Raw genomic sequence first — 24,460 nt, 5'->3', positions numbered from 1 at the left:
TTAAATCTTTTCTGCTTTGTAACCTGCCTTGTTCAACACACCAATTACTTCAGGAGCACTTGCACTTCCTTCAACAGTTAATACTTTATCTGCATTATCTACATCTACTTTCCAGGATTGGACAGTCTCGAGATCATTTAAAAAAGGGGTTACGGTTGCTATACAACCACCACATTTTATATTGGTTTTGAATTTTAATGTTTCCATGTTTTTATAAAGTTAATGATTAATTCAATTTTGCTAGTTTTAAACGGATACTATTACTCACCACAGACACAGAGCTGAGCGCCATAGCAGCACCGGCAATCATGGGATTCAGTAAAAAGCCATTTACAGGGAACAGTACACCAGCAGCCAGCGGGATACCAATCACATTGTAAATAAAGGCCCAGAATAAATTCTGCCTGATGGTTTTAACCGTTTGTTTTGACAAACGTAATGCTTTAGGTATCTGCTGTAGGTCTGAGGAAATCAATGTCATCTTAGCTACATCAATAGCAATATCAGAACCTTTTCCCATGGCAATAGAAACATCTGCCTCGGCAAGCGCCTGGCTATCGTTGATACCGTCTCCCACCATAGCCACCACTTTACCTTCTTTCTGCAATTGCTTTACAAAGGCTGCTTTTTCCGAAGGCAAAACTTCGGCCTGATAGTGAGAAATCCCTGCCTGCGCGGCAACAGCAGATGCCGTCTGTTCATTGTCTCCCGTAAGCATATAAACGGTAATCCCCTGTTCCTGTAAAGTCTTTACCGCAGCAGCTGAGCCTGCCTTTATCTGGTCTGCAATAGAAATAATTGCATAAACCTTACCTGCTCCGCCAAAGTAAATAATCGTTTGATGACCATCACCTAATTCTTTGATTTTCTGCACCAAATCAAAAGGAACTTCGAGTTTAAATTCAGATAAAAGACGATGACTTCCTGCAAAATAAGCTTGTTCTCCAAATAGAGCTTGCACTCCCTTTCCTGTTAAGCTTTCAAAGCCGGTTAAATCCAGGCTACCCTGAACCTCCTTATCCAGATATCGCACAACCGCTTCAGCTAAAGGATGTTCAGACTGCTTTTCTAAAGCAAGAAAGATCTTTTCCAGTTCTGCCTGCTTACCCAATGCATCAGATGACCAGGCCATTCCCGTAACCTGAGGTTTCCCCTCTGTAATGGTGCCTGTTTTATCCAGCAGCACAGCATTCACTTTATAAGCAGATTCCAAGGCTTCTGCATCTTTAATTAAAATACCATTTTCAGCACCCTTACCAATCCCTACCATAATGGCCGTTGGAGTGGCAAGGCCAAGCGCACAAGGACAAGCGATGACCAGGACAGTAACCATAGCCATTAAACCATGGGTAAAACCAGTAGCGCCACCAAAGATCATCCAGGCTCCAAGGGTAAGAATTGCAATGAAGATGACCACAGGAACGAATATGCCCGCAATACGATCAACCAGTTTTTGTACCGGGGCTTTGGAGCCTTGAGCATCCTGTACCAGTTTAATGATTTGCGCCAGCATGGTTTCCTCACCTACCTTTTCTGCCTGAAAAAGAAAACTACCTTTCTGATTTATTGTTCCGGCAAAAACCCTTGCGCCTGCTTCTTTCAATACTGCAACAGGCTCTCCAGTAATCATACTTTCGTCTACATAAGAGCTGCCCTCATACAGCAGACCATCAACCGGGATTTTTTCACCAGGCCGCACCCTAAGTCTGTCCTCTTGACGAACCTGAGCGACAGGTACTTCCTGCTCACCTGATTCCGTAATCAAATGAACTATTTTAGGCTGTAAACCAATCAGTTTTTTAATCGCAGTTGAAGTATTGGATTTGGCATTTTCCTCTAATAATTTGCCCAGCATGATAAAGACGATCACCACGGCGGCAGCCTCAAAATAAACATGCGGGTGCAATCCCCTCGAATGCCAGAATTCAGGGTAAAAAGTATTGAATACACTGAACAACCAGGCTATTCCTGTACTTAAAGCCACCAGAGTATCCATATTGGCCATTCCATGTTTGGCCTGCTTCCAGGCATTGACAAAGAAGTTTTTGCCAAACACAAAAAGAACAGGTGTCGACAATACCAGCATAATATAATTAGCATACGGCATATCCATCAGAAACATGCCAATAATGACCACAGGCAAGGCCAATACAGCCGCTGCAATTGTACGTTTCTTTAACGCGCTATAGTTTTCAGATTGCAAGGCTTCCTGTTTCTCTTTTGCACCCTCCACATCCAGGATAAGGTCGTAGCCTACAGACTGGACGGCGGCTTTAAAGGCTTTAGGTTCCGTTTCCTGGGGATGATAATTTACTTTAACCTGCTGGGTAGCATAATTAACTTCTGCTCCAGTGACACCGGGCAATGCCGCAATAATAGACTGTACGCTAACGGCACATCCAGCACAGGTCATACCCAGTACAGGAAGTGATAAAGTTTGTATAGATGCGTGCTCAGACATAATTTTAAATTTTATACCACAAAGATACCACCCCAAAACTGCCCGTACTTACATCCTGTTGTGGTATTTTTATATAATTAGAATAGCACCTAATGCAGCCAAGGATATAAATAGCCATAAGGAAATCCCCTGCAGCAAAGGCCTGAAACCAACAGACCTGATCACAGCAAAAGATAAACCACTGCCAATGAAGAAAAGTGTTAACGTAAGGCCAGCTTTAGAGACCATCAGCAAATAAGGAGTCCAGGGATGGAGCTGCGTAAAATAAGTATTAGCTAGCATAGCCAGTACAAATAAACCTATAAAATAAGGGATTTGAATCTTAGCTTTCGCCGTTTTAAAGAGCATTGCTGTACCTAATGCTACAGGAATGATCCATAGAGCTCTGGCCAGCTTAACTGTAGTCGCAATTTGAAGGGCTTCATTTCCATATTTACTTGCCGCCCCTACCACAGAGCTGGTATCATGTATCGCAATGGCACACCACATCCCAAATTGAGTCTGGGAAAGATGAAAAATGTGGCCAATTACCGGAAAAACAAATAGCGCCACAGAATTCAGTATAAAAACTGTCCCCAGGGCAACAGAAATCTGTTTCTCATTGGCTTTCATCACCGGAGAAAGTGCTGCAATGGCACTTCCTCCACAAATAGCCGTACCGGCAGAGATGAGAAAAGAAGTTTTAGGATTAATTTTTAAGAGCTTCATCAGCAGATAGCCCAGCCCCAGAATACTCACTATAGAAACAATGGTAAAAAGAAAACCTTCCATACCCACTTTCATAGCGGTATATACATTCATGCCAAAACCTAATCCCACTACAGAGATCTTTAGCAAAAGCTGTGTTGCTTTCTGGTTAAAAGTTGGTAAGGGATGATCCACTGCTTGCGCAAAGAAAATCCCAAGCAATAAGGCCAGTGGCGGAGTCATCCAGGGAAGTAAACAGACAATGGCACAGCAGAAATATAGAAATTTTGGAAACGATGGGTGATGTATAAGCTTCATTTTGTTGTTTTTGATGAAGCAAAATTACCCTGGTAAGGCATTGGAAGCATATTCCTATAACTGATCAGCCATAACTAAAAGTTATGCAGCTGCCTGGAGTAGCGCATAAAAACCTCAGCTAATCCATCTGCTTTTCCTTTCAGGTGAATAAAATAAAAGTTCCTTTCTATAGCCAGATCTTTTACCTCAACAACCCGCAATACCCCTGTCTGTAATTCTTTCAAAACAGAATGTATTGAGAGAAAAGCCAGTGCACCAGAATGGACGAGATAAGACTTAATGCTCTCAGTACCACCTAATTCTATTTCCACCGGGAGATCTGCAAGTTTAATACCCAATGTTTTCAATGCGTGATCTATAACTTCAAGTGTTCCAGAGCCCTGCTCTCGAAGGACAAAGGCATATTGCTGTAACTGCGCAGCTTCCAGTTCTCCTTGCTTGGCTAAGGGATGGTATTTACCACAGACCAGGACAATTTCGTCTTTAATAAATTCTGTATATTGAATTTCCTGGTTTTTTGATTTTCCTTCCACAATCCCGAGCTCAATATCTTTATCGAGCAGGTATTTTTCAATTTGCCCAGTATTCCCACTGATCAGCTTAAGCTGGATGTCACTGAATTTCTTTCTGAATTTGGCTAACATAGGTGCAATAACATATTGCGCGATCGTGCTGCTGGCGCCCAGATGCAGACTCCCTTCTTTTTTATGTACCAGGGCGTTCATCTCAAAGTCAATGGTCCTGTAAATCGCAAACAGCGTTTCAGCATGTTCCAACAGCAATTGGCCTGCAGCCGTAAGTTGTATGTTATTGCCTTTTCTTTCAAACAGTTTATTCTGGTATTGCTGTTCCAGCTCATGGATATGTTTGGTTACAGCTGGTTGGGTAATGAATAAAGCTGCAGCAGCCTTGGTAAAGCTCAGCCGTTTTGCTACTGTATAAAAAACCTCTAACCTGAAATCTGCCATGCGTTTTATGTTGGTACAGGCTCAAAAATACGCTTTTTTAAAATCTTTAACGCTAAGTTCGCAAAACGAGAAGATCAATAAGACCGCTTCTCCAGATCCAGTAGCCATTGTTTACGCCATATTCCACCCCCAATATCCGGTCAACTTGCCGTCAGAGCCAATAACCCTATGGCAGGGTATAAGTATCGATATACGATTCATTCCATTTGCGTTAGCTACAGCACGCACAGCATCCGGCTTTTGAATAGCAATGGCCTGGTCTTTATACGATTTGGCTGTACCGAAAGGAATTTGTTCCAATTCCTTCCAAACCAAATTTTGAAATTCGGAACCCGGCGTAAACAATGGTACAGAAAAAACGGTTCGCTTACCTGCAAAATACTCACCATAGAAACCATCAATGCACAGCGAAGTCTTTTCTGCTTAGCTTTCTCTCAAAATCATCCATTACCTACCCTTTACAAAGGTATTAAAGCGGTCGATATCTGCAATTCGCTACAGAAAATTTCACCCTGCTGGTGAGGCGGCCTCAGAGATCTGCGGGCTTCTTCAGCCCGCCTGATATCGTCTGCCCCTAAGCAGCAGGGTGAAATTTTCCATTTTCAGAATTAAAAGCATAACCACGTAGGGGTAAAACCTGAGTTTGTTGTCACATCTCAAAAATAGAACAAATGAAATCTTTACTTTACAAAAAACACCCCCTATCCTTTCGTTTCAAAACCATAACAAGCGGCATTATAATTTCATTAACCGTATTTTCACTACAAGCACAAGACAGAAAACGCACCAAGGTACATATCGGGCTGGTCTATCCGGTGAGCAGTAACGGCAGTAAAGCCGGACTGGACACCAATAACCTTTCTCTGAACCTGATTGCCGGGCTATCCGCGGCAGAAGAAGGCCTTGCTGTTGCTGGCCTGAGTAATATAGTCCGTGATCACTCCAAAGGCATACTGGTTGCAGGATTTTCCAACCACGTACGTAATCGTGCCGAAGGCACAACAGTATCTGGCTTCCTGAATGCTTATGGTTCGGGTAAGGGCGTTGCTGTAGCCGGCTTTGCAAATATATCCGGTGACATGAGAGGCGCACAAATAGCTGGTTTTGCAAATTTATCTAAAAACATGGAAGGCTTCCAGTTGGCTGGTTTCATGAACGAAGCAGGTAATACCTCTACCCAAATCTCCGGATTTATGAACATAGCCAAAAAGGTTAAAGGTGCCCAGATCTCTGCCTTTATGAACGTGGCCGACAGCTCAGACTATCCAATTGGCTTTTTAAACCTGATTAAAAACGGCGAAAAAAGCATCAGTACCAGCATAGACGACAACCAAACCTTGATGCTCTCCTTCCGTTCGGGTGGAAAATTCCTTTATGGCATACTGGGTGTAGGTTATAATGTTAAAAATGACAAGGAAGTTTATGCCTTTGAGGCTGGCTTAGGTGCACATCTGCTACATTACAATACCTTTCGACTCAACTTGGAACTAGCCTCAACAGGTTTAACACGCTTTAAAAGCGAGGGAACCTTTAAATCTTCGATCAGAGTACTTCCAGCCTGGAGAGTCAGTTCCTGTATAGAGCTTTTTGGAGGTCCTTCACTGAACCTGATCAATACCGGTAGTGAAGAAGGCAGAGACATGGTTCACAGCTACCTAAGACGATGGGACAGCAGCAACAACAGCCGGTTTACCGGGTTATACCTCGGGTACATCGCTGGGGTACAGGTCTTATTCTAATCGCAGGTCTGGCTTTTCCAATTAAACCTAGAGATCTTATGTTATCAGGAACAGAAAAAAAAGAGAAGAAAGTCATTAGATTTACATCAGTGCGCATAGGCTACCTCCTGATGAAATTCATCTTGTTCTGTACAGCAAACAGAGACAAGCTCTATAGAAAAAAACAAACCTTAAAACAAAGGAATGTCTGGGAGGACATCATCAAGATCATTGGTCTGACACTCCTGATGTGCACTTCCGTACTTGAACAAGTCTATCCAAAGGAACTGCGCAAAGTTACTCCGGAAAACGATGTTTGTACAATTATCTACGAATTGAATTACAATGCAGATGGTACCCTCTGCAGTAAGGAACCCGTAAAGAGCAGTCTAACCAGGTATTCTGACACTGGCAAAAGAAGGGAACTGAGTCCTGTAGAAAGGAAGTATGCTTATGGCTTGTTGACTAAACCAATTGGAAATGGCGAGTATGAAATCCGCCTGATTGCCTATAAACAATTGCCTCTGTATTTAAAAAAATCAGTAACCGATCATCAGTACAGAATCTATATCAAAGATGAGGGACAGGATTATTTGTTAAAAAGGGTTTTTGTGAGCATGGATGAACATTATCGCTGGTTCCCCATGATCCGTTATATAGACCTGATCCCCATTCAAAACAGCAATGGAAATGAAATTTTACAAAGGATTAATATATAAAAACAAGTTCAAAGACACCTCAGTACAAATTGCTGCAGCACCGAAATTCTGATATCTTTGAACAACAAATAAAAAAGTGGAATTAACCAAAAGCACCAGCCGGCCGGCTACCAGTCTGTATGATGACCAGGCCTTTGAAAAGTTATTCAAAGACCATTACAAAGCCCTGCACGTCTATGTCAACACCATGATCAGAGACGATGAAATGGCAGAAGAAATTGTACAGAATATGTTTATGAGGTTTTGGGAAAAGCGTGAATTGTTGAATATTGACCTTTCTGTAAAAGCTTATTTATATAAATGCGTACATAACGATACCTTGAACTACCTGAAGCACGAGAAGGTCAAGGCCCGTTACCAGGAACATGCGGCTTTCAGCCTGAACTATAGCGAACCTGCCTCGCATAAGGCAGAATTGAATGAGTTGGAATGGAAGCTTCAGGAAGCACTGAAGGATCTCCCTGAACAGTGCCGGACCATTTTCCAAATGAGTCGTTTTGAAGAACTGAAATACAGAGAAATTGCAGAACAGCTTGGTCTGTCAATTAAAACGATAGAAAATCAAATGGGCAAAGCCTTAAGGATCTTGAGGTTAAAATTAGTAGATTTTTTAGCCCTTATTTTAATAGGGATCATATTTTATAAAGATTTTTTGAACTAGGATGAGCAGGATGGACGAACTTTTAGTAAAGTTTTTATTAAACGAAACCAGCGCCCGGGAAAATACGGAGGTGCAACAGTGGATAGATCAGGATCCGGCCAACAAATCGTATTTTGAGCATTTTTCCAGAATCTGGGAAACCAGTAAAAAACTGGAACGGACAAGTACTGTGGATGAAGAAGCAGCCTGGCTGAAATTTAAGGCAAAAACGACCGCAGAAAAACCAGAAGTTAAGGTGATCCCCTTAAAGAGGAAAACTTATGGATGGTTGAAAATTGCGGCTGTTTTTTTATTGGCGGCCGGTGCCTGGGGCACCTGGGCCCTATTTGGTCAAGGATCTTATGTAAGTGTAGAAGCAGGGCAGCAAGTCCTGGTCAAAACTTTGCCGGATGGCTCTGTACTTACATTGAATAAACGCTCTGTATTGAGTTTTGCCAGCAACTTCAAAGAACACCGCAGCATTCATTTGCTGCAAGGTGATGTATTTTTCAGTGTGACCCCAAATAAGAAAAAACCTTTCATCATAGAAGCCAATAAAGTATCTGTAAAAGTAGTAGGCACCTCATTTAATGTAAAGCATTCAGGCAAACAAACCGAAGTCATTGTAGAAACGGGTATCGTAAAGGTCAGTTACAAAAATGAACAGGTGGAACTACATCCGGGAGAGAAAGTACGTATATCAGAAGAAAATGGTGCCCTGACGAAACAGCAAAATACCGATCAGCTGTACAATTACTACCGAAGCAGATTGTTTATCCTGCAAAATACCCCGCTTTCTTCCGTTGCAACAACTTTGAACGATGCCTATCAGGCCAATGTAGTCATTGAAGATCCAAAAGTTCAACAACTGACACTAAGTACTACGTTAAAGCTGGACAATTCACTGGATTATAATTTAGGGATCATTTGCAAATCTTTAAATCTGAAAACAACAAGCAGTCAGGGCAAGATCCTGTTGTCTAACCGCTAATGATGAAAGGAAAATTAACTGCAATCCTGATGCTCTCCCTGATCATCTGTAAAGTACAGGCCCAACAGCCCACAGTTGGGGGAAATTTGTCCAGAAGGGTAAATATACATGTAGAAAAGGAAAGTATCGGATCCATTTTAAACCGGATCAGTACCTCGTCCAACTTCTATTTTTCTTATCAGGGAACCCTGTTCAAAACCGATAGCCTGGTCAACCTTTCTGCCCAAAACCTCCCGGTAAGAGAGGTATTGGACAAACTGTTTAACGGAAAAATAGATTATCGAGAAGAAGGCCAGTATATCATACTCCGCTCAGCAGCATTGCACCTCACCATAGAACCCGACAACATCACCACTGCAGAAAAGCTTTACCTCATCAGCGGTTATGTAACAGACACCAAAACCGGACTGAAAATAAAACAGGCCAGTGTATATGAGAAAAGGTTGCTGCAATCTACGCTTACCGATAATGAAGGCTATTTCAAGCTGCGTTTCCGTGGAGATTACAATGAAGTGATCTTAACAGCCAGCAAGGAAAGTTACCGGGATACCACACTGGTCTTTCTCTCCAACATCACCATAAAACCAGAAGGATATGCAGATGATACCGATCCTGTTACCGGTAAAAGACGAAAAGGTGGTCCAAATAACAACCTGGTGGAACGTATGGGAATAGGCCGGTTTTTAGTTTCATCCAAGCAAAGAATCCAAAGTATGAATATCCCGGATTTTATTGCCAACAGCCCCTTCCAGGTTTCCATTACCCCAGGTCTGAGCTCGCATGGCATGATGAGCTCCCAGATTGTAAATAAAGCCTCTTTAAACCTGTTTGGAGGATATACGGCAGGCCTGAACGGCTTTGAAGCCGCTGGTTTGTTCAATATGAACAAGGGAGACGCACAATATCTTCAAATGGCAGGTCTGTTCAATGTAGTTGGGGGCAGCTTCAATGGTTTACAAGCTGCAGGTATATTAAATACGGTAATTGGAGATAGTAAAGGCTTGCAAATGGCAGGTATCATGAACGAAGTAAGCGGAAACAGCAAGACACTGCAGGCTGCAGGGATATTCAATCACGTTCGCAAACACGCAGTTGGGTTTCAGATGGCCGGAATTATGAACCTGGTGAATGGGGACATGAGTGGTTTTCAGGCTGCAGGACTACTAAACCTGACATCGCAGCAAGTAAATGGTGTCCAGCTGTCCGGTCTGATCAATTATACTAAAAGACTAAAAGGTATACAAATAGGCTTGCTTAATATTGCCGATCAATCTGATGGCTATAGCATCGGTTTGATCAACATTGTAAAAAACGGCTATCATAAGGTCAGCCTTTCCACCAATGAAACCGGGATGTATAATACCAGTGTTAAACTTGGTAATGATAAATTCTATTCTATCCTGATGCTGGGTCAGAATTTTTCGGATACGGCAAAAGTGAAAGCTTTTGGAATTGGTTTTGGACACGACTTCCTGATGGGAAAGCGTTTTTCAATAGCCGCAGAGATTTGTTCCCAGTTTCTGTACCTGGGAAACTGGGATCATTCCAATGTACTAACGCGTTACCAGGTTAACCTGCAGGTCAAATTGTTTAAGAACCTCAGCATTTTCGGAGGTCCGGCCTATTCCGTTTACAACTCCAGCGCGCCACCGGGCTCCAGTGGCAACGGCTATAAACAACAGATAGCACCCGATTACTCTACAGAGATCAGCAACCATACAAGAGGATGGTTCGGTTGGAATGCCGGACTAACTTTATTTTAAAATCAGCTCTGTCTGAAACTTCTTAAAGTACTTTGACAAGGCCTCATCCGCCTGGAAGATTTCCGGGTGGAACAAGCAAGACAATACTTCCACGCCTTTAACCAAAGTTCCAATACTGGGTTGGGTAAACAGATCGAAATCTGCAAGATATACGGCATTATTCTTAACAGCCTCTAATTCGTTCCAACCTGGCTTAGAGGTGAGCAGATGCATTTCCTCTTCACTCCTGCGGATATCAAAACCGCAAGGTGCTATAACCAGGACTTCGGGGTTGTATTTTTGGATCTTTTCCCATTTGTTCACAACAGAGTCACCGGCAGGGTTTGACAACATATCTACGCCTCCGGCAGCTGCAATTTGAAAAGGAATCCAATGCCCGCAATTGTAAATGGGCTCTATCCATTCCATCAGCATAACTCTTTTTAAAGGTGCTCCGGCCCCTCTCAACCGGTCAAGGATTGCGTTCATCACAGATTTTAATCCTGCAAGATATTGGAAAGCAACTTCCTCTTTTCCTATTGCCCGGGCAACGGTCACCGCACAATTAAAAACATCATCGAGGTTATTTGGACTCAACTGGACCAGTTCGGGTTGCTTGCTCAGATGCTGAATGGAAGAAAGTGTGCAGGCAGTGTCAATCAGACAAACCTCACAGGTATCCTGGGTAAAAATCACATCCGGACTGATTTCTTCCAGCAAATCTTCATCTACCCAGTAAAGGCTCTTCCCCTGGGCTTTGGAGGCCGAGAATATCCGGTCTATTTCTATACTTGAATAGTTCTTTCCTTCCAACACACAACGAACCACCTTAGGTAGATCTGCCGCTTCTTTTGGACACTCAAATGTAACGCCATACAGATGTTCTTCCAGCCCCATATCGTAAATCATCTTAGTGGCTGCCGGTAAAAAGGAAACTATTTTTATCATACCACAAATTTAATAAAAAAAGCCCTTTTGCAACTGGTGCAAAAGGGCTTCGCTCATTTAATTTTATTTTTATGAATGTTGTACCGCTTGTTGTTTGTTAAAACTCAAAGCAGGGAATTTCGTTTTTGCATATTCAAAACCACCAAACATCAGCAATCCGTAAACCAAATTGCTCACCAATAAGTTCCGTTCAAAAGGAATAGCCCCTATAAGCGCCTGAAGGTAGCCTGCAAAACTTCTGGGATACATCGAATCCACCATTAATACAGCTCCTATATCAGAAACGATCCAGTGAATAAATACAGTTACCACAGAAGCGATCAGAACATTGGTAAAATTGGCTTTTTTAATAAATGTACCCACAAGTACCATCAGTATAAAACTCAGGTAAACCCAAAAAGCACCATCATAAAACAAAACAATCTTTTGATAATAGGCATAATTTACCACCAGGTCACTTACAAAAAGTGTAATTAACGGAACCGCATAAGCCTTTACCTTATCCGAAAAATAAGCGCCTCCAAACATGGCCATTGCACCAAGTGGTGTAAAATTGGTCCACGAACTGAAACTACCCAGGTGTAAAAAACGGGTAGCTGCCGCAGCAACTATAATCAGAATGAGAATAGAATTTCTGATGTTGATTTTTTCTAGTGACATATTGGTTTATATTTTGAAGATGTAAAAATACCAATTCTTAATGAATATTAAAACTTATACCTGCATTCATATTAAAGCCCATGCTATTATAGCCGTAGAACTCGGTATACTTTTCGTTTAAAATATTTTTCAGATCGGCGAAAAATTTCACCCGGTTTTTAGCAACAGCATACTCAGCATAAAAATCAAGCAGTTTGTAAGAAGCCAGATCCACTACCTTATAATTGGTAAAATCCCCATCCTGACGTTTTCCATTATACTTAAAGTTAGCACTTACATACAAGGCTGTAGTAGCCTGAACACCAGCATTCACGCCCACAATATTCTTTGGTCTGCGCAACAGGTAATCAGAAACTGCGTTGGTTACAAAGTTAAACTCAGTTCCCTCTACATAAGCATAGTAGCCTTTAAAATGCAAAACGCCTATTTGAACTGCCGGTTCTACTTCAACTCCCTTTGCTTTTTGATTTGCCTGATTAATATAACCTACGTTTCCATAAACAATCGCATTGGTCAAATCGCGCTTAAAGCCTGCTACACGTAACGAATATCGATCATCTGCAAAACTCAGGTTAAATCCAGCCTCATAGTTTTTCGATTTTTCAGGAGTCAGGTTTAAGTTAGCTCCATAGGCTCCAAACAGGTTTTCCAGCGTTGGGGCTTTGAAAGCTGTCGAATAAGTTCCAAATAATTTTAACGCTTTAATGATTTTGATAGACGGAGTAATGTTAAAAGTAGAGTTCTCACCATATTGTTTGTGTTTGTTATAACGTCCGCCAACTTCCAGGTTAAAGATGCTCAGGTCGTGCATAAAAACCGAAGCGTAAGTACTAAACAGGTTTGTAGATGGTTGCTGATTAGCATTCAGTCTGAATTTAGTTGCTCTGTTGTCTAAACCAACCAACACATCCAGCTTAGAGCCAATTTTCTGGTTGTAAAACAAATCGATAAAATTCAATTTACCCTCAGAAAGACTGGTTCCATAATCTCCTTTTGAATCCAGTTGAGAATCTTCATAACTGTAATTTAAGTTAATCTTTCCAGTTGCAAACTCATATTTGGTGTTGAAACCACCGTTAAAATGTTTCAATTTAAAGTTATTCGTCGGGCTGTCTTTAAAAGCTCCCGAGTCAAAATCATAGTGACCGTAGAAATAACGGAGAAAAGGACTGATGCTTAGGTTTTTGGTTGCCTGCAAAGAGAAATTTGCATTTACAGCACCTGTCTTGTTGCCATCTTTGTCAAAAACCGAAGTACTGCCCTCTGGAGTAGCCGCCTCAGAAATACCATCGGTTTTACCTTGGGTATAAGCCACATTATAAGAGAAATCATCTACTTTGCTGCTAATTCCAACAGTTCCTTTATAGGTTTTGTAACTTCCGTAACTGGCTACACCATAAACGCTGTTTCCATTTTTACCACCTTTTTTAGTAATGATATTGATCACACCTGCAACGGCATCAGATCCATAAATGGTAGACTGACCACCTTTCAGGATCTCTATACGTTCTACCTGATCAATGGAGATCATCCGCAGATCAAAAGCAGCACCTGCAGGATTATTCACCAAAATCCCATCAATGAGTACAACTGCATAGGCGCTCCCCGCCCCTCTTACAAACAAGCTTTTATTCAATCCGGCATTTCCCGTGGCTCCGCCAACAACAATACCGGCCTGTTCATTCAACAAGTCTGTCAAATTCTTTCCATGGCTGCGATCTAAGACATCACTTCCAATAATCGTTACTACTTTACCGGTTTGCGACTGTTTCTGATCATTTTTAGTGGTGCTAATGACCACTGAATCCAGCTTGATCTCTTTTTGTGCTTTTGCATCATTCACCAGCATCATCTGGCTAAAAGTTAATCCTGATGCGATTAATACGTAATTTTTAATATTCATTTTGTTGATTGGTTTTAAAGGTATTAATTCTTTAACAAACTTAGATCAGCTACCCCTGTAACTTCGGTAGATTGCTCCCCAAGCCAGCCCATATTATACTGGATGCCTGTCTGGATCTTGATAAAATCGATACCTTTCAGTACCACTTTATTTCCTTTACTGTCTACGGCATTGGCAATATCAATTTTATCGCCTCCAGGTGTATTGTCTGCATATCCCCATGCAAACTGCGAACTAGTGATATAAGAAGGATTGCTCTCGTTTATATTGGTACTTGGCAATAAAGTTCCTGTCAGCGTATACTCATTGCCTTTTATCCATTCGGGGAAATAAGATTGTTTATGGAATACATTGGTTTTTACTACTCCGGTGTTGCCCAGGTTATCCTTCCATGGCACATCGGCTGTAACTGGCGTTGGACGGGTATAAGTTACCGAATATGCTCTTTTGTAACCTGTTTTATTGAATTCACTTCCAGCTACTTCATACCAGGTATCATCTGGTTTTCCATTCCCGTTTTCATCCTGCATCACCCAAATTACACCTGGCTCCGCAAAATTATTAAACGCATTACCATATACCATAATGTCTTCCTTACCTGGTTGATTGATAACGGTATGGTCAAAACCAAGCACCACATATCCTCCCCAGGCCCCCAGGCAGATCATGTTCGATTGACCTCCAAGAATGGCTTTTCCAGTACTTTCATTGGCAAGGGAGGTATTTATAAACTGTCCTGGTGCTGGCATAAATTCAAACAACTGGGTAACATAGGGATTGCTTTTCTCCGTAACCGGAACCTCAGGTGCATTTATGGTCAAATTATATAGGTAAGTGTATTGTCCACCATCGAAATTAGAGGTATATTCCAGTGTGTAAGTTCCAGACTTTACCGCTGTAAAAACATAATTGGTTGTTGTGCCCACACTCACACCATCCAGCTTCCATTCGCTGCTAAAAACAACTCCGTTTGTAATTGAAACGGAAAATGTAACGGGTTTATTTAATTCGCCAACAACCTCTTTGTTTTCGACATTCATCTTGAAGTCTGGAAAAACAGTTGTTTTGTCTTTTTTACAGGATGTTGTAAAAATGATCAGGCCAATTACGGCTACTCTTAAGTAAATGTTTAGTTTCATAGAAATTTGCTTGTTTAATTATGAATTAGTTGGTTTTGTATACAAAAGCGAAACTGGCAGGAATATCCCCGGTTTCTACAGACCATTTCTGCCTTCCATCAGGACCGAAACAATACAATCTGCCGGGGGTAACATAATCTGTAGCATCACTTACAAAAACATCCTTAGTTATTGGATGTACAGCAATACCATATGGTATTTTGATTTTCTTATCTGTTCCGTCACTGATAAAACTGCCGGGAATAATGGTCTCGTCCTTCACATTGATCATGGAATAAGAAATGGTATTCTCTCCTGTGATATAGCTATATTCTGTACTATAGACATAGGCTTTATCACCATCTATTGCCAAATTGCTTGCAGCAACATTAAATGTCTTTTTCACCAGATCGGTCTTGGTATCAATGACAAACAGCTTAGAAGGAATATCATAATAATCACCCCTGGAGGTTACATAGAGGTCTCCGTACTGATCTGCTTTCAACCTGTGGAGGTTAACAGCCACGTCAATCCTTTTGATCTCTGTGAAAGAATCCATATCAATTACGGATACCGTTCTTTCATAATTAGGTGGACTATAGCCTCCTGAATTTGCCACGTAGAGTTTGTTGCCTACAACAGCCATTTCTTCCGGTTGGCGTCCAACCTCAATTTTACGCGTAATCTGAAGCGTTGCCGTATCTATTTCGGCTACAATACCCTGAGGCGCTTTAGGATCGCCTACTTTGCCTAAGTACGCACTCACATAGGCCTTGTTGCCATGAAAGGTTACGTAACGACAATTCACCAGGTCAATCATTTTAATCCGTTTCGCCGTTTTAACATCCATTACTTCGATCTTATTGGAAATATTAACCACGACATAGAGTTTGGCGCCATAAACCCCAATATCATTTGCCACATCCCCCAGGCCTTTTGTGACATCCGGGTTCACCTGATTGAAAATATTCTTACGGTAGAGTCCCTGGGTAAAGTCGACATAATCCAATGAGGCCTTGTTCATATTCATATTTCCCTCATTGACGACATACATCCCTTTTACCCTAGCATTTGGCTCTGCAGGAAATAGCGTATTGGTAATTTCTTCAGGAATGGGCTGAGGATCTTTACGGCAGGATGAAAAAACTACCATGAGGATAATGATCATACCATATTTTAAAAATTTCATGTATTTCATAGCTGATAGGATAAGGTGAAACGATAAGAGCGGCCAGGCATCGGAAAATTCTCCACCACATCATAATATTGATTGAACAGATTGTTAGCTTCTGCGGTTAGCCTGATTTTATTTTTCCCGATAAGGGTATTGTAATGGAAAGCGATATCGTGCGTGTACCAGGGTTTCACATAGTTAACCGGGATATTAGCTGCCTGGTTGTACCGCTCACTGGTATAGATATAACTGTAGTTGAAACTATAATTTCTCCATTGTGCCCCTCCCATAAAGGAACCGCTGTGCAATGGAATATATGGAATTTGATTTTTGTAATAAGCTGTGCCTGGTGTGACATCCTGTGCCTGCTGATAAGTGTAGGTTAAGCCCATATTGAGCTGAAGTTCTTGGTCTACACTCCAGCCGGACTGCATATTGACGTCGATTCCTTTAATATCAACCAGATTTAAATTCTTCATACTCCATCTAAAGCCATTGTTTCCTGGCACTGCTATAATTTTATCCTTCACCCGGTTGAAATAGGCATCTGTTTGCAGGGAGAAGGAACGGAGTACCGTATTCTCAAACAGTTTTGCATAGGTAAAGCCAAGATCGTATTGTTTGGTGTATTCTGGTTTAAGGCTGGTACGGCCAATCAAAGTGTAATAAAGGTCATTAAAGGTTGGCATTCTAAAAATGCTTTTAAAGAAAGACCGTATCCTGAATTCTTTCTGCTCAAAAGGCTGCCAGGAAAGCATCAGGGTTGGCGTAAATTCCTGTTTACTACCCGCAGCGGTATAATATTTCACTTTATCGTCCACAAATGTTCCAAGTAAGCTGGCCTGAACGTCCAGCCTGTCAAAATGAAACTGGGTGGCCAATGCCAACAAAAATGTATGTCTTGTAGGAAAAGGAAAATGATCCAGATTTGCATCCAGTGTATTCAGCTGATAGTCGCCAGACAGCACTGTGGTCCACCAGGAGTTGATTTCATATTGATTGGCCACAGACAGATAAAACTCATGCTGGTGAAAACGGTTATTTAACAGACCATCCAGATTTACAAAGTCCGGATCAAGATAACGGGTATAATCATTGGAATACTTGGCCAGCGCCTTCAAACGATAGGCCTCCGTGATCTTCTTTGCATAAGAAGATTGCACAAACAGGTTCCTGCTCCAGCTTCTCTGATCATAATCAAACCTGTTCCCAATAATCGGCCCAGGTAAACCCATCTGATCCTTATAAAAATAGACTTTTGCATTCCATGTACTGCTGTCGGGTAATATCCCATTCAGCCCGGCCTCTACCCTCATCCGCTCCACATCTCCATTGTTGCGAACCGCTGTCGTATCATACACGCCATTGGTGTACCTGAATTTATACCTTCCGTTTGATTGGGTATATTCAGTACTCAGGTTCGCAGAAACACGGTCATTCAACCTGTGCTGCCACAATAAAGACGGATTAATTAACCCAAATGAACCTGTTTTCAGTGCCAGTTTTAAATGGTCCTGTTCCCCTTTTTCAAACTTTGGCTGCCGGGTATTCAGGTAAATCGAACTGGCAGAAGCAAAACCTCTCGCCGACTGGAGGATCTCACTTTTCTGACCGCTATAGAGTTCTATTTCTTCAATGTTATCCAGGGAGAATTTGCCTAGATCTACCTGTCCGTTTTGGGCATTCGTAATGGGAACACCATCGTAAAAAACAGCTGTATGATTGGTACCCATGCTTCGCACATTGATGGTCTTTAGCCCACCTATACCTCCATAATCCTTCAATTGAACACCAGAGAAAAACCTGACGGCATCTGCAACAGATAAACTATTTAGCTTTTCCAGGTCTGCACCAGACAGAATTTGTAAAGGCGTAGAAGACGTTTGCCTGCGGCTGAGCTTAATCGCTTGTATCTTCACTTCTTTCAGCTCGTTGGCTTTCTTCAGCGAATCGCTTTGCGCAAAAAGTGCCTCTGGCCGGATACAATGAAACCATAGTATAGCCAAAAAAGCATAAAAACAATATTTATCACCCCTAAAGGCAATTCTGGTTCTTATCATTTTTGTTGTGAGTATTACCCACAGCAAACAGTTAGATTAAAGAAATGAAATACATAAATAAAGCACTCACTCCTAGCTTCAATCCCCGAAAGCTATGAAATTCTAATGCTGGTGGCAGGTCTTCTGACTTACTTCCGGAGGTCTTGCCTTCCCATTTAAACCTATGTTTAAACAGTGGCGAAGAATTAGACCTCCGTTTTGAAGCTTACAGCTGCGGGACAGTTATGGATTTACACCATATTCCCTTTTAATCCTGAAATTCTACAATACCAGGAACCAAAAGCGCTGCAAAGGTATCAAATTTGTGAGCCTTCGCAAATAAATCTCATTTTGTTATCTTTAAAGGATCAACAAACCTTTAATATGTTTAAAAACATCACCTTTTTACTCGGCATATTCAGCCTGAATACCATGGCACAGCAAACAGACACTGTATTTTTAAAAAAAATGATGGAATCCAAACCAGAATTGTTTTCAACTGTTCTGGATCATCCGCAAAAGCACGAAGTTCAGGTATTGTATACTCAGATCAATAGGGATAAAAACAACAAACCTATATTTAAATCCTACAGCTACAATCTCAATGCGCACCATTATTTCTATCCGGCCAGTACAGTTAAACTCGCCGCAGTGATATTCGCATTAGAGAAACTGAACGATTTGAAGATAAAAGGTCTGACGGCACGGAGTACGATGCTTACAGACAGCAGTTTCCAGGGCCAAACTAAGGTACACCAAGATCTAACGGCTGAAAACGGGCTGCCCTCTTTGGAGCATTATATCAAAAAAATCCTGCTCACCAGTGACAATGATGCCTTTAACCGATTGTTTGAATTTATTGGAAGAGCAGAAATCAATGCCAAATTAAAGAAATATAGTTTAAGGAACAGCCGGATATTAAACCGTCTGGCCATAGGAGATTCTGGAGAACCTGCTAAGCACACCAATCCCATCCGGTTCTATAATGGAGAGCAGTTGGTCTACAGTCAGCCAGCACAATATGATCCTAAAGAATATCCGCTGCGGCTCAGCAACACCTTAATGGGAAAAGCCTATTTAGACAGCAGTGAACATCTGGTCAATAAGCCCTTCAGCCTCGAAAACAAAAACGCCTTCTCCGTTCCCGACCAGCAATCTTTAATGAAAAGGCTGATTGCACCAGAAGCTTATCCGGCAAATGAACGTTTTCACCTTAGTCCTTCAGATTATAAGCTGATCTATACCTATATGAGTAAACTGCCTACAGAAAGTGATTATCCAAAATATGACCCGAAAGAATTTTGGCCAACCTATGCTAAAATGCTGTATTACGGACGGGAAAAAGACGCAACACTACTGCCTGACCTCAAAATATTTAATAAATATGGCGATTCTTACGGCTTCATCATTGACAATGCTTATTTCAAAGACAGCAGGCACCAGGTCGAATTCTTTTTGACAGCAGTGGTTCAATCTAATGAAGACGGCATCTTCAACGATGGAAAATACGAGTATGAAACCATCTGTTATCCTTTCATGAAAAACCTGGGCAAAATGATCTATGCCTATGAACTGAGCAGAAAATAAATCGCTTATTCCTCTTCCAGTAAGCGTTTTTCTATGTCTTTCAATTTCTCGGTCTTGTCTTTTGGCAAGACTGGAAATTCAAGCTTCATTTTCTCCAGGGTATCAACAATGATCTGGCTGATGGCCAAACGGGTATACCACTTTTTATCTGCAGGAATAATGAACCAGGGCGCTTCTTTTGTAGAGGTTTCCTGGATCGCCTCTTCATAAGCTTCCATATATTTATCCCAATACTGACGCTCTACAATATCCCCCTCTGAAAACTTCCAGTTCTTTGTACGGTCTTTAATCCTGTCCAGAAAACGAGCTTTCTGCTCGTCTTTAGAAACATACAGGAAGAATTTCAATATCACGGTTCCATTCCTGCTGAGATGTTGTTCAAAATTCCTGATGCTTTCGTAACGTTTCTGCCAGAAATCTTTATCTATATTCTTAACATCGGTATAACCAGGAATATTCTCTGCAAGGATATACTCGGGATGAACTTTACATACCAGTACATTTTCATAATGAGAACGGTTATGAATGCCAATTTTCCCACTTTGGGGCAAGGCTTTATAATGCCTCCATAAAAAATCATGACTGTACTCTTCTGCACTTGGCGTTTTAAAACTATAGACCTGACAACCCTGTGGATTTAATCCAGACATCACGTGCTCTATAGCACTGTCCTTTCCTGCAGCATCCATTGCCTGGAAAATGACAAGCAAGGAGCGGGAATTTGCCGCATACAGCGTTTCCTGAAAATCGTCTAATTTGTCTTTAGCCTCCTGAAGCTCCATTAGTCCGTCTTCCTTATCCAATTTTCCGGAATAACTGGTTGCATAGTCTTTAAAGGATATCTTAGTTCCAGGTTCTGCAAGGTATTTTTCGATGTCTTTTTTCATAGGTTAGAATTTAAGTCTTCTTTATTTTAATAGATCATACGCTTTTAAAATAAAAGGATGCTTATTTCAATAATACTAAAATTTTAGTGATTAATTCAAAAGATCAAGGTAACCTATGGAATAAAAGGCCGGCAAAACGATTCGTTTTACCGGCCTTTTATTAACGAGAGCAATCTGTTTTTCTAAATCAGTTTTTCTGACCTGTAAAAGTAATCACGCTCTGCGCAGGGATACTCAAAGTAAAGCTGCCATCTGAGGCTACTGTAAGTGGGCTGCCTTGCTGCCAGTGCGCGCTGCTGGTCCCTGTTGTCTGATAGCTGTTTAATGTTCCGGCCGAAAATCCCTGAAGGTGCAAGGTGGTCGTTATGGTTTGCGTACCAGGATTAATGGCGACCAGGCTGAATTTACCTGTTGCCGGATCTTTGTAAGCAGAGACCTTGAGATCCGAATTGTTCTGCACCGTTGCCCCGAAGCGAAAATATCCGGCATGCACATAGCGGGAAAATTGCCCCATTACATCATAGGTCTTTGGAAAATCCAGAGAGCCGTCACCATTGGTACAAATAAGAGATTCATTGTTTCTGATGGCCAACATACCCAGCCAGTATATAAAGGCATTCACATTGCATTCTGACATAAACTTATGCATACTCGTCGCAAATTTCAACCCACCTGTAATCGTGTTATCATAATTACCGCTATCATCAGAAGTTTCTGTCATCCAAACCGGTCTGTTTCCTGTTGCATAATTCCAGGTTACCGGGTTCTGGTTCAGGCCTCGTTTACCTAAAATCAGATCCCCCATTTCAACGTAACCATGTCCAGCCAGGATATCCACATTACTTTTATCCATACCAGCAAGGAAAGAATTAGCCGTCCCCCATGCTGCATTCTCTGATGAAATGATCTTTGTGCCGTTTAATCCTTGCTGATTCAAGGCCGGCCTGAGGTTATTGGTTACAAATTGACCGAGATGACTGGAGTTCCAATAAGACGCATCCCAGTCTGAAAACACATTCTCAGGCTCATTACAAGGAGATATTCCATAAAAGTTCACGCCTTCAGTTTGAAACGCTTTTGCAAAACCCGCCAGGTAATTTGCAAAATCAGTAGAACTGGTGTTAAAATTTAATCCATTAAACCCTTTAGCACTTTCACTACTGGTATTGGTCTTCATCGACAATGGTGGAGTCCAGGTACTGGCAATAGTGATTGGAACCTGGTACCGTTCCTTTATTTTTTTCAGGATCCATAATTGCCCCAATTGTTCTTTCTGAACATCTGTAAGAGAAGTATAAGCACTGCTGGTTACATCAACATTGATATCTGTCCCTGCAGGCTTAATAGTGACTACACCTGTTTGCTTATTAAAAGCATACGTGTGCAGTACTTTACCGCGGACAATGTTTAGCTGTAAACCCTGTTGCCCCCATAGGTAACCCATGATACTATCCCGTTTCGGAGATTCAAAAAAAGGGACAATACGGCCGCCAAATGCTCCAAAGCCATCAATACGCTGGTAGGTTTGGTCCCAGTTCAAAGTAATGTCTGCGCCACCCGCAAGAGCAGCCGTTGTTGATGTCTTTGAAGACATTTTAAGACCCTGTCCTTTTGAGATCAGCTCTTCTGCAGAATTCTTTTTGCAGCTTGCAGCCCCAAGCGCAATCACTGCAAGCAAGGAGATGTTAATTGTTTTAAATGTCATAGAAATTGATTTTTTAGTTAATTTATATTTAGAAAAAAATTAGCTACTCTAACCAACCAGTCTATGGAATTAAATCTCCAGCTCCAGGTTTGACATAAAATTAGTGGAAGGCAAAGTATCTTTTGAATGGTTTTTTCTCCTATTCTGATACTTTTTCTTCCACTAATTTTATGTCATCTAAACTTTTGGGAATACTCAAATTTTAAGTTCGGTGAGAAAATCACCTCTGCTCATGCCATACATTTATCTTTTGTTTTCCATTCTTTGTAATCTCAAAAGGACCTGGCGAAGGATTGGCCAGGTTTCTTGGATTACCCAGAAAATCCATGTCAATTTTTATTTTTGAGCCATCTGTATTTTCAAACAACAAATTGGGAACAATTGCCTTACCTAATAATGCTGTGGTAACCAGTTTCCTTTTTTGTTGACTTAGCCAGCTTTTATCCAACCTGATTTCCAAAAACAGGTTATGACCTTCTGTTGTCAGTTTTGTACCTGCATCAAAATTTTCATCAGCAATAAAATTTTTTTCCTCCGCATCCTTATCTGTTACGTTTTTCATCTTCTCTTTAGCCTCGGCACTGATCTCACCAAAACTTCTTTGTTTATTACCCGAAATTGCCCTTATTGCACCCTTTACATATACATTTCCATCAAAAGTTACCGGCAGGATGTTCTTTTTGTATTGACCGGCGTTCCCCCCATCCACAAATAAATTGTTCACAAACTGAATGTCGCCAGCAGGGTTATCATGCAATGCGACAACGTAGGTAGAATGGGGCTTATGATAAGGCGTTAAACGACTATCATAAGAAATAACATCCATTTTTCCGGCAAAGATATTATGTACAAATGCGGCACCACTGGAGTTCATCAGCAAATTGGTTTTAGACAATAGAATATTATTGCTCACCAGCATAGGCCCGTGATCTACTTCCAAAAAAATATCCAACCCGTTGTCGTGCATTAAATTGCTTTTCACCTGCACACCCTGTGCCATCCAATCCAGCCATATGCCCATATTGGTATGATAGATATGATTGTTGCGGATCTGCACATCTATTGCACCGTGAAATTTTATGCCCGCCATTTCCGCACCATCAAATAATTTTCTGACATGAATATCATGAATGGTATTCCCCTCTACAATACTGAATGCACAACCCATACTTCCCACAATTCCCGTTTGTTCACAATAGGCTATCGTATTGTTGCGCACCAGATGTCCGCCAATTGTTCCTTTGTTCCACCCAAATTTTAAGGCCCTGTTGATGGTACCCACATAGCCTTCTGCCGATTCGGTTTCTTTATTATCGAAAGCATCTCCGTGTTTACCTAATGCAATACCCACACATTTTGAATATTGGACAATATTATTTTCAATAATCCAGCCCCGGCTCCAATTCGTACCAATCAAGCCCATCTGTTCTGCTGTAGGTGGTGCCCAATTGGTGGCTGCATGTTCCATGGTAAAGCCTCTAACAGTAATGAAATTGGTAAAGGGCTTTTCAGGATAAAAAATCTTTTGACGAACATTGATCTCAACAGTTTCTTTGTTCGGATCTACATTCTTAAACTGGGCCCAGATTGTAGTGTTTTCTGCATCTACATTTGCCCACCAGAGGGGTTTCTTTTCCTCAGCTGTTTGATCTACTTTTTCCTTCGACAGGGCTTCCATCAACCAATCGCCGTTAAGATACACGGCTCCGGTATGAAACCTGCTGCCCTTAGGTGGCCAGTACCAATCGCCCCGGATTAAATCACTATAGGGGTTAAAATTCCCGAAGAAACTATTCGGTATTTTCACAACCCAGGTATCATTCTCTGTCTTTTTCCAGCCTTTTACAATCTCCGAGCCCTTAATTTCAACCTTTTCTCCTTTTCCGGTCTGGTAAACAATTCGTTCATTTTCTGAATTGCCCCCACGCGGAGGAGTAATTTGCTCACGATAAACTCCTGTATGAACAGTAATCACATCACCAGCCATCGCTATATTGGCGGCGGCTGAAATGGTCTTAAATGGCTTTGCTTTGCTCCCGTCGTTTGTATCATTGCCACTTATTGATACATGATATTCTTTACCCCGTTCGGATAATTTTGTTGCAGCAGGAGTTTGCGCCAGCGAACTCAAAGTTGCAAACACAAAAAACAGAAACAGTAAATTTCGCATGTCAGAATCCTAAGTTTATATGTTG

At 41.4% G+C, this 24,460-nt stretch carries 20 protein-coding genes and 1 riboswitch; of the genes, 6 read left to right on the top strand and 14 right to left on the bottom strand.

Annotated features, from left to right (window positions below; all coding sequences use genetic code 11):
• From R2S08_RS20660 to R2S08_RS20640, 5 genes are all read right to left on the bottom strand, one after another.
• Window positions 1-207: a heavy-metal-associated domain-containing protein gene (locus tag R2S08_RS20660; protein WP_316836917.1), complete on the bottom strand. Its 207-nt coding sequence runs from the start codon at window positions 205-207 to the stop codon at window positions 1-3.
• Between the two features lie 19 nt (window positions 208-226).
• The gene (locus R2S08_RS20655) at window positions 227-2,461 is read right to left on the bottom strand and encodes a heavy metal translocating P-type ATPase (RefSeq protein WP_316836916.1); all 2,235 of its coding nucleotides are present in this window, start codon (window positions 2,459-2,461) and stop codon (window positions 227-229) included.
• Window positions 2,462-2,530: 69 nt separating this feature from the next.
• A complete protein-coding gene (locus tag R2S08_RS20650) occupies window positions 2,531-3,466 on the bottom strand; it encodes a YeiH family protein (protein WP_316836915.1) in 936 nt (311 codons plus the stop codon).
• 74 nt (window positions 3,467-3,540) lie between these two features.
• Window positions 3,541-4,434 carry a LysR family transcriptional regulator gene (locus R2S08_RS20645; RefSeq protein ID WP_316836914.1) on the bottom strand — a complete coding sequence of 298 codons (894 nt, stop codon included), beginning with the start codon at window positions 4,432-4,434 and terminating at the stop codon, window positions 3,541-3,543.
• Between the two features lie 111 nt (window positions 4,435-4,545).
• Window positions 4,546-4,749: a methylated-DNA--[protein]-cysteine S-methyltransferase gene (locus R2S08_RS20640; protein ID WP_316836913.1), complete on the bottom strand. Its 204-nt coding sequence runs from the start codon at window positions 4,747-4,749 to the stop codon at window positions 4,546-4,548.
• A 356-nt stretch (window positions 4,750-5,105) separates the two neighbouring features.
• Between R2S08_RS20640 and R2S08_RS20635 the strand changes: the two genes are divergently transcribed.
• The 5 genes from R2S08_RS20635 to R2S08_RS20615 all read left to right on the top strand — a co-directional run bounded on the left by R2S08_RS20635 (window position 5,106) and on the right by R2S08_RS20615 (window position 10,265).
• Window positions 5,106-6,173, top strand: coding sequence for a hypothetical protein (locus R2S08_RS20635; protein WP_316836912.1), 1,068 nt, complete (start codon window positions 5,106-5,108; stop codon window positions 6,171-6,173).
• A gap of 38 nt (window positions 6,174-6,211) precedes the next feature.
• Complete coding sequence (locus R2S08_RS20630) at window positions 6,212-6,871, top strand: DUF4833 domain-containing protein (protein WP_316836911.1); 660 nt, start codon at window positions 6,212-6,214, stop codon at window positions 6,869-6,871.
• Between the two features lie 76 nt (window positions 6,872-6,947).
• The gene (locus R2S08_RS20625) at window positions 6,948-7,532 is read left to right on the top strand and encodes an RNA polymerase sigma-70 factor (RefSeq protein ID WP_316836910.1); all 585 of its coding nucleotides are present in this window, start codon (window positions 6,948-6,950) and stop codon (window positions 7,530-7,532) included.
• A gap of 10 nt (window positions 7,533-7,542) precedes the next feature.
• Complete coding sequence (locus R2S08_RS20620; protein WP_316836909.1) at window positions 7,543-8,502, top strand: FecR family protein; 960 nt, start codon at window positions 7,543-7,545, stop codon at window positions 8,500-8,502.
• Window positions 8,502-10,265 carry a hypothetical protein gene (locus R2S08_RS20615; RefSeq protein ID WP_316836908.1) on the top strand — a complete coding sequence of 588 codons (1,764 nt, stop codon included), beginning with the start codon at window positions 8,502-8,504 and terminating at the stop codon, window positions 10,263-10,265. The genes R2S08_RS20620 and R2S08_RS20615 overlap by 1 nt, the downstream gene beginning before the upstream one ends.
• Here R2S08_RS20615 and R2S08_RS20610 read toward each other — a convergent pair.
• From R2S08_RS20610 to R2S08_RS20585, 6 genes are all read right to left on the bottom strand, one after another.
• Complete coding sequence (locus tag R2S08_RS20610; protein ID WP_316836907.1) at window positions 10,257-11,192, bottom strand: ABC transporter substrate-binding protein; 936 nt, start codon at window positions 11,190-11,192, stop codon at window positions 10,257-10,259. The genes R2S08_RS20615 and R2S08_RS20610 overlap by 9 nt on opposite strands.
• Before the next feature lie 69 nt (window positions 11,193-11,261).
• Complete coding sequence (locus R2S08_RS20605) at window positions 11,262-11,852, bottom strand: DUF6580 family putative transport protein (RefSeq protein ID WP_316836906.1); 591 nt, start codon at window positions 11,850-11,852, stop codon at window positions 11,262-11,264.
• Between the two features lie 37 nt (window positions 11,853-11,889).
• Window positions 11,890-13,755, bottom strand: coding sequence for a TonB-dependent receptor plug domain-containing protein (locus tag R2S08_RS20600; RefSeq protein WP_316836905.1), 1,866 nt, complete (start codon window positions 13,753-13,755; stop codon window positions 11,890-11,892).
• 23 nt (window positions 13,756-13,778) lie between these two features.
• Window positions 13,779-14,894: a cell surface protein gene (locus R2S08_RS20595; RefSeq protein WP_316836904.1), complete on the bottom strand. Its 1,116-nt coding sequence runs from the start codon at window positions 14,892-14,894 to the stop codon at window positions 13,779-13,781.
• A 25-nt stretch (window positions 14,895-14,919) separates the two neighbouring features.
• Window positions 14,920-16,071: a YncE family protein gene (locus R2S08_RS20590; RefSeq protein ID WP_316836903.1), complete on the bottom strand. Its 1,152-nt coding sequence runs from the start codon at window positions 16,069-16,071 to the stop codon at window positions 14,920-14,922.
• On the bottom strand, window positions 16,068-18,107 hold the full coding sequence (locus tag R2S08_RS20585; protein ID WP_316836902.1) for a TonB-dependent receptor: 2,040 nt from the start codon (window positions 18,105-18,107) through the stop codon (window positions 16,068-16,070). Before R2S08_RS20585 ends, R2S08_RS20590 begins: the two co-directional genes overlap by 4 nt.
• A 95-nt stretch (window positions 18,108-18,202) precedes the next feature.
• Window positions 18,203-18,403: riboswitch (cobalamin riboswitch) on the bottom strand.
• A 67-nt stretch (window positions 18,404-18,470) separates the two neighbouring features.
• Between R2S08_RS20585 and R2S08_RS20580 the strand changes: the two genes are divergently transcribed.
• Window positions 18,471-19,673 carry a serine hydrolase gene (locus tag R2S08_RS20580; RefSeq protein ID WP_316836901.1) on the top strand — a complete coding sequence of 401 codons (1,203 nt, stop codon included), beginning with the start codon at window positions 18,471-18,473 and terminating at the stop codon, window positions 19,671-19,673.
• A gap of 5 nt (window positions 19,674-19,678) precedes the next feature.
• Here R2S08_RS20580 and R2S08_RS20575 read toward each other — a convergent pair whose 3' ends face one another.
• The 3 genes from R2S08_RS20575 to R2S08_RS20565 form a co-directional block, all read right to left on the bottom strand.
• Window positions 19,679-20,560 carry a polyphosphate kinase 2 family protein gene (locus R2S08_RS20575; protein ID WP_316836900.1) on the bottom strand — a complete coding sequence of 294 codons (882 nt, stop codon included), beginning with the start codon at window positions 20,558-20,560 and terminating at the stop codon, window positions 19,679-19,681.
• A 187-nt stretch (window positions 20,561-20,747) separates the two neighbouring features.
• Window positions 20,748-22,265, bottom strand: coding sequence for a glycoside hydrolase (locus R2S08_RS20570; protein ID WP_316836899.1), 1,518 nt, complete (start codon window positions 22,263-22,265; stop codon window positions 20,748-20,750).
• A 220-nt stretch (window positions 22,266-22,485) separates the two neighbouring features.
• Entirely contained in the window at window positions 22,486-24,435 is a 1,950-nt protein-coding gene (locus R2S08_RS20565) for a DUF1565 domain-containing protein (RefSeq protein WP_316836898.1), read from the bottom strand.
• Window positions 24,436-24,460: the final 25 nt, after the last annotated feature.

The sequence above is a fragment of the Pedobacter nutrimenti genome, assembly GCF_032678445.1.
Lineage (GTDB): Bacteria > Bacteroidota > Bacteroidia > Sphingobacteriales > Sphingobacteriaceae > Pedobacter > Pedobacter nutrimenti_A.
This window is presented reverse-complemented; position numbering and strand designations above follow the sequence as displayed.

Bases quoted from the DNA above. Each gene is read 5' to 3' on its own strand.
- R2S08_RS20590 (WP_316836903.1), bottom strand. From the start codon at position 16,071: ATGAAATACATGAAATTTTTAAAATATGGTATGATCATTATCCTCATG.
- R2S08_RS20565 (WP_316836898.1), bottom strand. From the start codon at position 24,435: ATGCGAAATTTACTGTTTCTGTTTTTTGTGTTTGCAACTTTGAGTTCG.
- R2S08_RS20575 (WP_316836900.1), bottom strand. From the start codon at position 20,560: ATGAAAAAAGACATCGAAAAATACCTTGCAGAACCTGGAACTAAGATA.
- R2S08_RS20615 (WP_316836908.1), top strand. From the start codon at position 8,502: ATGATGAAAGGAAAATTAACTGCAATCCTGATGCTCTCCCTGATCATC.
- R2S08_RS20570 (WP_316836899.1), bottom strand. From the start codon at position 22,265: ATGACATTTAAAACAATTAACATCTCCTTGCTTGCAGTGATTGCGCTT.
- R2S08_RS20630 (WP_316836911.1), top strand. From the start codon at position 6,212: ATGTTATCAGGAACAGAAAAAAAAGAGAAGAAAGTCATTAGATTTACA.
- R2S08_RS20660 (WP_316836917.1), bottom strand. From the start codon at position 207: ATGGAAACATTAAAATTCAAAACCAATATAAAATGTGGTGGTTGTATA.
- R2S08_RS20645 (WP_316836914.1), bottom strand. From the start codon at position 4,434: ATGGCAGATTTCAGGTTAGAGGTTTTTTATACAGTAGCAAAACGGCTG.
- R2S08_RS20580 (WP_316836901.1), top strand. From the start codon at position 18,471: ATGTTTAAAAACATCACCTTTTTACTCGGCATATTCAGCCTGAATACC.
- R2S08_RS20650 (WP_316836915.1), bottom strand. From the start codon at position 3,466: ATGAAGCTTATACATCACCCATCGTTTCCAAAATTTCTATATTTCTGC.
- R2S08_RS20635 (WP_316836912.1), top strand. From the start codon at position 5,106: ATGAAATCTTTACTTTACAAAAAACACCCCCTATCCTTTCGTTTCAAA.
- R2S08_RS20655 (WP_316836916.1), bottom strand. From the start codon at position 2,461: ATGTCTGAGCACGCATCTATACAAACTTTATCACTTCCTGTACTGGGT.
- R2S08_RS20620 (WP_316836909.1), top strand. From the start codon at position 7,543: ATGGACGAACTTTTAGTAAAGTTTTTATTAAACGAAACCAGCGCCCGG.
- R2S08_RS20600 (WP_316836905.1), bottom strand. From the start codon at position 13,755: ATGAATATTAAAAATTACGTATTAATCGCATCAGGATTAACTTTTAGC.
- R2S08_RS20585 (WP_316836902.1), bottom strand. From the start codon at position 18,107: ATGATAAGAACCAGAATTGCCTTTAGGGGTGATAAATATTGTTTTTAT.
- R2S08_RS20595 (WP_316836904.1), bottom strand. From the start codon at position 14,894: ATGAAACTAAACATTTACTTAAGAGTAGCCGTAATTGGCCTGATCATT.
- R2S08_RS20610 (WP_316836907.1), bottom strand. From the start codon at position 11,192: ATGATAAAAATAGTTTCCTTTTTACCGGCAGCCACTAAGATGATTTAC.
- R2S08_RS20605 (WP_316836906.1), bottom strand. From the start codon at position 11,852: ATGTCACTAGAAAAAATCAACATCAGAAATTCTATTCTCATTCTGATT.